Annotated in this window: 7 protein-coding genes; 1 reads left to right on the forward strand and 6 read right to left on the reverse strand. The window is 67.2% G+C overall.

Annotation, left to right across the window (positions count from 1 at the left end; all coding sequences use genetic code 11):
* Window positions 1-15: 15 nt before the first annotated feature.
* The 6 genes from HAV22_RS26805 to HAV22_RS26830 form a co-directional block, all read right to left on the reverse strand.
* On the reverse strand, window positions 16-3738 hold the full coding sequence (locus HAV22_RS26805; protein ID WP_229421439.1) for a transglycosylase domain-containing protein: 3723 nt from the start codon (window positions 3736-3738) through the stop codon (window positions 16-18).
* Window positions 3739-3966: 228 nt separating this feature from the next.
* Window positions 3967-4767 carry a competence/damage-inducible protein A gene (locus HAV22_RS26810; protein WP_166863635.1) on the reverse strand — a complete coding sequence of 267 codons (801 nt, stop codon included), beginning with the start codon at window positions 4765-4767 and terminating at the stop codon, window positions 3967-3969.
* A 64-nt stretch (window positions 4768-4831) separates the two neighbouring features.
* Window positions 4832-5635 carry an EI24 domain-containing protein gene (locus HAV22_RS26815; protein WP_166863637.1) on the reverse strand — a complete coding sequence of 268 codons (804 nt, stop codon included), beginning with the start codon at window positions 5633-5635 and terminating at the stop codon, window positions 4832-4834.
* Window positions 5632-6627, reverse strand: coding sequence for a sterol desaturase family protein (locus tag HAV22_RS26820; RefSeq protein ID WP_166863640.1), 996 nt, complete (start codon window positions 6625-6627; stop codon window positions 5632-5634). Before HAV22_RS26820 ends, HAV22_RS26815 begins: the two co-directional genes overlap by 4 nt.
* Window positions 6628-6646: 19 nt before the next feature.
* The gene (locus HAV22_RS26825; protein ID WP_166863642.1) at window positions 6647-7429 is read right to left on the reverse strand and encodes a polysaccharide deacetylase family protein; all 783 of its coding nucleotides are present in this window, start codon (window positions 7427-7429) and stop codon (window positions 6647-6649) included.
* On the reverse strand, window positions 7429-8400 hold the full coding sequence (locus HAV22_RS26830; protein ID WP_166863644.1) for a YVTN family beta-propeller repeat protein: 972 nt from the start codon (window positions 8398-8400) through the stop codon (window positions 7429-7431). The genes HAV22_RS26825 and HAV22_RS26830 overlap by 1 nt, the downstream gene beginning before the upstream one ends.
* A 186-nt stretch (window positions 8401-8586) precedes the next feature.
* On the opposite strand from HAV22_RS26830, the gene HAV22_RS26835 reads away from it, so the two are divergent.
* Entirely contained in the window at window positions 8587-8943 is a 357-nt protein-coding gene (locus HAV22_RS26835; protein WP_166863646.1) for an FKBP-type peptidyl-prolyl cis-trans isomerase, read from the forward strand.
* Window positions 8944-9202 lie beyond the last annotated feature (259 nt).

The raw sequence follows: 9202 nt of genomic DNA on the forward strand, positions 1-9202 counted from the left end.
CAGGCCGGCCCGCGCTCACTGCAGCACTTCTTCGACGGCGGGCGGCTTCGCGTGCTGGGCCTTCGGCGGCGGCGACTCCGCGTCGGCGTCGGCTTTCACGGCCGGCTTGTGTGGCGCCGGCTTTGCCTTCGGCTGGGCGTCGGCGTCCAGCTTGCGGGCGACCGGCTTCGGCTGCCCTTCACCGTCGGCCTTGCGAGCGACCGGAGGCTTGGCGGCGGGATGCTCGTCGGCCGCAGGCTTGCGCGGCGCGGCGTGCGCGGTCTCGGCGGCCCCTTTCGCGGCGGGTTTCTCGGCAGATTTTGCGGCCGGCTTAGCGGCGGATTCCGTGGCGGCCTTCGCCGCCGGTTTCACGGCCGGTTCGGCAGCGGCCCTGACGGCCGGCGCCTTGGCATCCGCCGGCGCGGCATCGGCCGGCGCGGCCTGCTCGGTATCCCGGGCGACGGCATCCGTCGGCCCGGCCGGCGCGGGCGCCGCACGTTCGACGTGCAGGCCGGGGATCGTCACGGTGTCCTGGTGCGCGATCATCGGCATCAGGCTCGGCGCCAGCTTCACGAGCAACTGCACGGGCAGCGCGCTCGTGAAGTCGTAGTGGGCCGAGTCCGGACCGTGGACGTACGCCGTCATGCTGCCGAAGAAGCGCTCGCCGATGTTGAAGACGAACGTGGCCGAACGGTTCACGTAGCGCGATTCGATCAGGCGGTGGCCGGCGCCGAACACGTCGAAGCGCTGGTCGCCGGTACCCGTCTTGCCGCCCAGCGCGATCACGCTGCCGTCGTCCTTGACGAACGCCGTCTTGGCGCGCTTCGCGGTGCCGTCCTGCACGACGCCGCGGATGGCGTTGACGACGGCGCGCGCCACGTCGGCGTTCAGCACCCGCTCGCTCTTCTCCGCGTCGCCGCGCTTGACGAGCGTCTCGTACGGCGTGTCCTTGGCGAAGTGCAGCGAATCGATGCGCTGCGTGGGCTTGCGGACGCCGCCGTTCACGAGGATGCCCATCAGCTCGGCCAACGCGATCGGACGGTCGGCCGACGCGCCCAGCGTGGTCGCGTACGACGGCACGAGCGAGTCGAACGGATAGCCCATCTTCTTCCACTGCGCGTGGATCTTGAGGAAGGCCTCGACCTCGATCAGGCCGGCGATCCGCTTGTCCTGCGCGTGCTTGCGGTGCGTCTTGAACAGCCATGAATACACTTCCTGGCGTTCCTTCGTCGACGCGCCGGCGACCTCGTCCCAGCCCGCTTTCGGATGGGTGCGCAGATAGCCGACGAGCCACAGCTCGAGCGGGTGCACGGACGCGACATAGCCCCGGTCGGCCAGCGACATGTTGGCGACCGAGTACTGGTCGTACATCTTGGCGATGTGCTCGTCGTCGACTTCGGCCTCGGCCGGCAGGTAAGTGTGGACGAACTTGGCGAACTCGGCCGGCGACGCATCCGGGTAGATCGTGCGGTGCACGGCGGCGATCTTCGACGCCTTGATGCGCACGCCCTGCATCAGCGCCGTCTGGACCTCGTCCCAGTTCTTGCCGCGGTACTTGTTCCAGAAGCGGGCCAGGAAGTCCTTGCCTTCGCGGTCGGCGAAGCGCGACAGGTATTCGGCGCGGCGCGGATCGTCGGCGTCGGCCAGCAGCTGCGCGGACGAGCCGGGCGACTGGAACATGTAGTAGCGCACGACGTCGCGCATCAGGCGCACGAACACGAGGTTCGTCGAGTGCTGCAACGCTTCCTGCACGGTGAGGATGCGGCTGTCGTCCAGCTTGCTGAAGTTGCCGAAGATGTGCACGCCGCCGCCCGTGAAGAACGCCTCGCCCGGATTACCCGAGTACTTGCGCTCCATCGCCGCGCCCAGCATCGGCACGAGGCCACGGTCGGCGCCTTCCGGCAGGGCCTGGAAGTACTCGACGGCCCACTGCGACAGGCGGTCTTTCGGATCGATGCGGACCTTCGCCAACTCCGCCTTGCTCATCGGCTCGTAGCGCTGGTGCAGCTGGTCGACGATGTCGAGATAGGTCGTCAGCGTACGCAGCTTCGCCGTCGAGCCGAGGTCGAGCTTGGCGCCCTCGTTGATGTCGAGCGGCTGGTCGTAGTTGTCGGTCTGGACGCGCAGGTAGTTCACCTTGTCGCCCCGCTCCATCAGCGTGAAGCTGTACACGACCTTCGACGGATCGCCGTTGCCCAGCATGCCCTTGCCCGTCAGGCCGGCTTCGGCCGCGGCAGCGTTGTCCGTCAGCTTGCGCAGCGTGGCCGTTACGGCCTTCTGTGCGTCGGCGTTGAGCGTGGTCACGACAGACAGGTCGAGGCGGTCGAGGTTGTACAGGCGCGAGTCGCCCAGCAGGTTCGCGAGGTGATTGCGCACGGCGTTGGCGGCCTTGCGCGTGACGAACGTGTTCGCCGGCGGCGGCGCCACGCCCGACCCGAGCGCCGGGTGCAGCACGGTGGCCACTGCCGCGTCGCGCAACTGCGGCGAGATGACGCCGGCCTGCGCCAGCACGCGCAGGTGCGAATTCGTGAGGATTTCCAGGTCCTTCTCGCCGGCGCCCAGGTAGTACGCGGGGCGACGCTGCGCGATCATCAGCGACAGGGCCTCCTTGTACACGAGGGCGTATTCCGGCGTGACCTGGTTGCCCTTGAGGATGCGGTTGACGTCGGCGAAGTCGCGGCCGTACCAGACCCACATGCCGTCGCCGATGCCGTTCACTTCGCCATAGCCGAGCTTGGCCGACAGCGGCACGGTGTTCAGGTATTCGAGCACGATGCGGCGGCGCGCCTTGCTCGTGTCCTCGCCGTCCAGGTAGGAACGCAGAGTGGCCGACGCCATCTGGCGCAGCTTGTCGGACAGCGACGCCGTGCGGCCTTCCGGCGAGTGGCGGTACTTCTCGATCTGCGTGGCGAGCGTGCTGCCGCCGGCCACGCGGCCGGCGCCGCCCAGGCCCACGGCATGCACGGTCTTGTCGAACACGGCTTTCGAGAAGCGGTCCCATTCGACGGCCGGGTTGCGCCTCGGATAGGTCGTGTCGAGCAGCTCGCGGTTCTCGATGAACAGCAGGCTCTTCACGAGCAGCGACGGCGCCGCGTCGAACTGGTCGTACAGGCGCTCGGGGAAGCGCGCGGAGAACAGCGGCTCGCCGCTGTAGTCGAGGATGTCGAGGCCGGCGCGCGTCTTTTCGTGGTACGTGGCGAAGATGCCCATGTCGGCCAGCTTCAGCATCTTGGGCGACATGCGCGCCTGTTCGACGACGACGTAGTCGCGCGTCTTCAGCTTGGCCAGGTAGTTCGGCAGGTTCGAGTAGCCGAGACGCTCGTCGTACGGGCTCGCCTGCGGGAAGCGGATCGCATCGCTGGGACCCTTCTCGACGCGGTAGGTGAGCTTCTTCGTCAGGCCGGCGAAGAAGCGTGCCTCCAGCGCCGACGTGCGGCTCTCGTACACGCCGACGGCGGACGCGCCGGCCACGAGGAGCAAGAGCAGCACGAGGAAGGTGCGCTTGGTCTTGCGCCAACGCTTCTTGGGCTTCGCGGGCTGCGGATCGGGCGCGGCGGCGTCTTCGGGCGCACCGGGGTCGCGACTGGGCTCGAGATTGGGCTCGCTGCGCGTCGGCGCGGTACGGACGGAAACATCCTGCATGGCGGCCATGACGGGCACGGCGGCGAGGGAGGGTTGCACGGGCGCTGCACTACCAAAGAAACGGTGCAATGCGCGGGCGATGATGCGGGGCCGTCGTTGACGGCGAATACTATCCATGATGGCTCAACCGGTTTGAAACACGCCTGCGAATCCCGTCAACCTGCTCGCCATCTTGCTGCCGGTCGGTTCGAGTGATCCAGGTCGTAAAAGTTCACAAAGCTACGGCGACCTCACTCCGGATCGCCCCTGCTCACAGACACCATTCCACCACATCAATGTGACATGCAGGAACCGCTCACGCAGATTTTTGGCGCCACCCCTGTATTTTCGCAAAAAAACAACGGCTCAGTTTGCCCTACTGTCGACGGGCCGCAACGGCTGTGTTTCCACTTCCATACGTTCCAGTTCCGCGCACATGTCGGCCCACGCCGCGGCGACCTGTTCCGGCTCGCCTTTCACCCCCAGTTCGATGTGACGCCGCGTGTGCGCATCGCCCACGCTGGGCAGGCTGAACACGCGCACGGCGGGATAGCGCGTTTCCAGCGCTTCCATCAGCGGCGTGAGCGCGGCCTCGGCCTGCCCGTACACGAGCAGCGCCTGTTCCGCCTGCGGTTCGCGGTGGAAGCGGTCGGCATACAGCGTGTCGAGCACCCACGCGATCATCGGCCACGCCATCACGGGAAAGCCGGGCACGAAATGGTGGCGGGCGACCGTGAAGCCGGGGATGCGGTTGTACGGATTCGGAATCAGCTGCGCGCCTGCGGGAAATTCCGCCATCCTGAGGCGCTGCAGGTTGTCGGGCGCATTCAGGTCGGCGTCCGGCCCGGCCGTCTCGCGGATGCGCGCCTCGACCAGCGTGCGCCCTTCCGGATGCAGTTCGAGCGGCACGCCCAGCGCCGCCGCCGCGCACTGTCGCGTGTGGTCGTCGGGCGTCGCGCCGATGCCGCCGCAGGAAAACACGATGTCGGGGCCGGCGAACGTGCGCACCAGCAGCGCGGTGATGCGCCCGGGTTCGTCGCCGACGATCTCGGCCCAGGACAGACGCAGCCCGCGCTCCCGCAGCAGGTCGATCACCTTGGACAGGTGCTGGTCGCGCCGCTTTCCGGACAGGATCTCGTCGCCGATGATGATGAGGCCGATGGACATGCACACCTCCTTCGACTCCAGTGTGCCACACTGCGCCGCAGGCTGCCGCGCCGTACGGTTGCGTTCAGGACGCGGCGCGCAGGTCGGCCAGCGCCTGCAGGCAGAAGTACTGGAACCACAGGCCCGTGAATATGAAGATCACGAGGTACAGCCAGATCGACAGCACGGCCAGGAAGGGAAACAGCACCACCGAGAACAGCGCGCCGCCGATCCACGCCACGCCCGGCAAGGCGCCGAGCAGGCCGGACACGGTGCCGATCAGGAACAGCGAGCGCCGATGCGTGTGCACGATCGTGCGGCGCTCGTCGAGGCTCGCGTGGATGGCGAGGGCGTCGTACGTCATCACGCGCGCCGTCAGCCAGCCCCACAGCACGGCCTGCACGACGAGCGCCAGCGGCGCCAGCGCGTACAGCGGCAACGTGACGAGCCACAGCAGCGCGAACACGACGATGGCGGACAGGTTGACGCCGAGGCTGCCCAGGAAGCTGCCGCCCTCCTTGCGCTCGAGCGTCGGGAATTGCACGCGGCTGACGTGGCGCGCGATCGCGGGCATCGCGCCCACGCCGATGAACAGCAGCGACGTAATGATCATCAGCGGCAGCAGCACGAGCATCGCGACGAGCGGGATCACGAGCGTCTTCAGGAAGCCCAGGCCCAAGGTGGCGAGGATGCTTCCGCTCGTCTCGAACAGGCCGTAGTCGGCGAACAGCGCCTGCAGCCAGTCGAGCAGCGGTTGCATGCCCGCGTACAACAGGCCGCCCCACAAGGCCAGCGACAGCAGCAGCGGCACGACGGACAGCAGCAGCATCCGCGCCGAGAACTGCGACCGCAGCGCGCGGCCGTAGGCGATGGCGACGGGGCGGATCATGCCGCGCCGCGCCGGCGACCGGCTTCCACGAGGCGCACGAGGCCGAGCCATTGCTGGCGCCAGAAACCGCGACCGTAGTCGCGTCCCGGGCGGATCGTGCCGTCCGGATTGGTGCGCGGGAACTGGTCGCGCACGCCCGTGCCGGGCCAGCCGGCGGCGAAGTTGGCGGTACCGAAGAGCTGGTCCCACACGGGCAGCAGGACGCCGAAATTGCAGCCGCCCAGTTCGCCGCCGCGCGATTCGTGGCCGATGCCGACGGCGTGGTGCGTGCGGTGGAAGCGCGGCGACACGAGCAGGCGTTCGCCCAGGCGGCCGAAGTGGATGCGCACGTTCGCGTGCTGCAGGCTCTGCAGCGCGCGCGACACGGAGACGAGCAGCACGTACTGGCTCGGCGCCACGCCGATCGCGAGTGCCAGCACGGCCATGTAGACGTCGCGCAGCAGGTCGTCGAGCAGGTGGTTACGGTCGTCGCTCCACAGATTCATGTTCGGCTGGCTGTGGTGCAGGCTGTGCAGCGCCCACCACCAGCGGAATTTGTGCTGCCCGCGGTGGAACCAGTAATCGAAGAAGTCCAGCACGACGAGGTACAGCAGGAAGGTCGCGAGCGGATGGAAACCCGCCATCAGGTTCTCGAGGTTGAACGGGTGGACGCCTTCCATGCGCAGCGCCGCGGCGATGCCGTCCATGACGGGGTCGAGCGTGAAGAACACGGCCATGCTGAAGAAGCCGAGGCGGTGGATCAGCGTGTAGACGAAATCGTTCAGGCGCGCATGGCGGTCCGTCAGCGCCTGTGCGGGGATGACGGCTTCCAGCGGCCGCAGCACGAGGTACAGCGCGGCCACTTCGCAGAGTCCGGCCAGGAACCATTCGACGCCGTCGAAGGCGTCTTCGACGTATTCGCCGAGGCCCATGGCGAACATCGCGGGCTCCACCGCGTGCTCGAACAGCCATCCCTGCAGGACGGCGAACCAATCGAGGAAGTGCTGGATCATGTGTTTGTGGGTGACGGAGTCAATGCGCGCGGTAATCCGGGTGCGCCTTCAGTGTAGCGAAACAGAAGCCTTTATGCTCGAGTCCAGTGAGCAGCGGCTCCAGGTTCGCCGGCATCCACGGGTCCTTGCGCGACCAGATCCCCATGTGGGCCATGAAGATGTCGCCGTCCTTCAGGTTGTCCAGCGCGCGCTTCAGCAGCAGCGCGTTCGGGAACGTGGCGCTGGACGTCTCGTCGCCCGAGAAGCCGGCCGGCGCCCAGCCCACGTGCCGGTAGCCGCACGCCTGCGCGGCGGCCAGGATGTTGGGCGAGCTGTGGCCGCCGGGCGTGCGGAAGATCGGGTCGAGGTGGCGCCCGGTCAGTTGCTGGAAACGCGTGTCGACGCGGCGCAGCTCGTCGCAATACTGCTGCTGCGTCCACGTCAGGCGCTGGCCGGCGTGCGCGCCGAACTGCGGCTTGACGACGATACGGCCACCCGCCTCGTCGCGCTGGAAATACACGTGGTCGAACGTGTGGCTGCCGAACGCATGGCCTTCCGCGACGCGCGCCTTCCAGAAATCGGCCCAGGACGGATCGAGCGACCAGTCGCCGCGCACCGTCTTCTCGTTGGCGAGGAAGAACGTGGCCTGGATGTGGTGGCGGCGCAGCGTGTCGGCGATCAGCTCGGCCTGCGACTGGCTGCCCGTGTCGAACGTCAGGTAGATCGTGCCCTTGCAGGCAGGCGCATCGGCGGCCTGCACGATCGACGTGGCCGCCAGCAGCACTGGCAGCAACCGCACGGCGGGGTGCGACGCATGCGCCATCAAAGCCGCGGCGCCGAATTGGCGAAGAAGACGCCGTGCGGCGAGCGCCCCACGGGAATCAGCTTGAGCACCTTGCGGCTGGCGACGTCGATGACGGCCACCTTCTTGATCCAGCGGAGCGTCACCCACAACGTCTTGCCGTCGTTCGTCAATTCCATGCAGTCCGGACCGCCCGGCACGGGGATCATGCCGACGTTCTCCAGCGTGACCTGGTCGATGACGGTGATCGAGTTCTGCGTGCGGTTCGACACGAACACGTGGCGGCGGTCGCCGGCGGCGCGGAAGTTGTGGGCCCCATCGCCCGTCTTGATGCGCTTGACGGTCTTCCGGGCGCGCCAGTCGATCACCTCGACGTAGTCGCTGCCCATGATCCCGACCAGCAGGTATTTGTCGTCCGGCGTCATCGTGATGCCGGCCGGGAGCTTGCCCACCGGCAGCGTCCACTTGATGGTCTGCGTCTTGAGGTCGATGGCGCTGATCTGGTCGCTGCCCTGCTGCGTGACGAACGCCGTCGTGCTGGCCGCGTCGAACGCGATGTGGCTGGGCATGCGCGCGAGCGGCAGGCGCTTGCTGAGCGTGAGGTTGCCTCCGTCATATTTGTAGACGTCGACGCGGTCCAGGCGCAGCGCCGCCGACACGAACCACTTCTGGTCCGGCGAGAAGCCGATCTGGTACGGGTCGAGCACGTCCGCCAGGCGGCGCTGCACCTTGCCCGAGACCGGATCGAGGAAGATCAGCTCGTTGCCGGCGGAGCTCGCGACGATCACGGACTTGTTGTCCGGCGTGGCCATCAGGTGGTGCGGCTCCTTGCCGACCGCGAACGTGCCGTTGTCGGCACCCGTCGCCTGGTCGAGCAGCTGGACAGTGGCGTCTTTCGAATTGAGCACGACGACAACGTTTGCCTGGGCGGCCTGGATGGCCGAAAGCAATACGAAGCCGGAGATAAGGGACTTGCGGAAGCGGCGCAGCATGGAACAGGCGGAGGTCCGAGAAAGGAAAGTTTTATTCTACGAGGAAACTTGAACAGCCCGTAGCGCCGGACGTCACAATCGTACGTAAGCGGCGCGCCGCCGCAACACAGTGGACAGGACGTCAATGGCAGATTGTCAGGCCATGCACTACAATCGCCTTTCACTCTGAACAACAAGGGAACACCCATGTCCATCACCACCACGAATTCCGGCCTGCAATATGAAGACACCGTCGTCGGCAGCGGCGCCGAAGCGAAGGCCGGCAACTACGTGACCGTGCACTATACCGGCTGGCTGCAGAACGACGACGGCAGCCAGGGCGTCAAGTTCGATTCCAGCAAGGACCGCAACGATCCGTTCCAGTTCCCGCTGGGCGCTGGCCACGTGATCCGTGGCTGGGACGAAGGCGTGCAGGGCATGAAGGTGGGCGGTGCGCGCCGCCTGGTCATCCCGGCGAGCCTCGGTTATGGCGCACGCGGCGCCGGCGGCGTGATTCCGCCGAACGCGACCTTGATCTTCGACGTCGAGCTGCTGGACGTATAACTCGCGGTGATGTGTGGGCACGGGGTGCCCACCCTACGCGACTGCTCGACGTATCAATGTCGCCGGTGATGTGGTGGGCACGGGGTGCCCACCCTACGCGACTGCTCGACGTATCAATGTCGCCGGTGATGTGGTGGGCACGGGGTGCCCACCCTAACGGTCATTGCAGAGCGGCCGCCCCGGGGCATGAAAGAATACAGGGTGGAAGGCTGGCGATAGAGGTCGAGCATTAATCGTGGAGGTAAATCCCCGACCCTAA

This window comes from Telluria antibiotica, from assembly GCF_011682055.1.
In the GTDB taxonomy this organism is placed as follows: domain Bacteria; phylum Pseudomonadota; class Gammaproteobacteria; order Burkholderiales; family Burkholderiaceae_D; genus Telluria; species Telluria antibiotica.

Excerpts from the sequence above, each read along its gene's own strand:
- HAV22_RS26805 (WP_229421439.1), bottom strand. The coding sequence starts at position 3,738 with ATGGATAGTATTCGCCGTCAACGACGGCCCCGCATCATCGCCCGCGCA.
- HAV22_RS26810 (WP_166863635.1), bottom strand. The coding sequence starts at position 4,767 with ATGTCCATCGGCCTCATCATCATCGGCGACGAGATCCTGTCCGGAAAG.
- HAV22_RS26815 (WP_166863637.1), bottom strand. The coding sequence starts at position 5,635 with ATGATCCGCCCCGTCGCCATCGCCTACGGCCGCGCGCTGCGGTCGCAG.
- HAV22_RS26820 (WP_166863640.1), bottom strand. The coding sequence starts at position 6,627 with ATGATCCAGCACTTCCTCGATTGGTTCGCCGTCCTGCAGGGATGGCTG.
- HAV22_RS26825 (WP_166863642.1), bottom strand. The coding sequence starts at position 7,429 with ATGGCGCATGCGTCGCACCCCGCCGTGCGGTTGCTGCCAGTGCTGCTG.
- HAV22_RS26830 (WP_166863644.1), bottom strand. The coding sequence starts at position 8,400 with ATGCTGCGCCGCTTCCGCAAGTCCCTTATCTCCGGCTTCGTATTGCTT.
- HAV22_RS26835 (WP_166863646.1), top strand. The coding sequence starts at position 8,587 with ATGTCCATCACCACCACGAATTCCGGCCTGCAATATGAAGACACCGTC.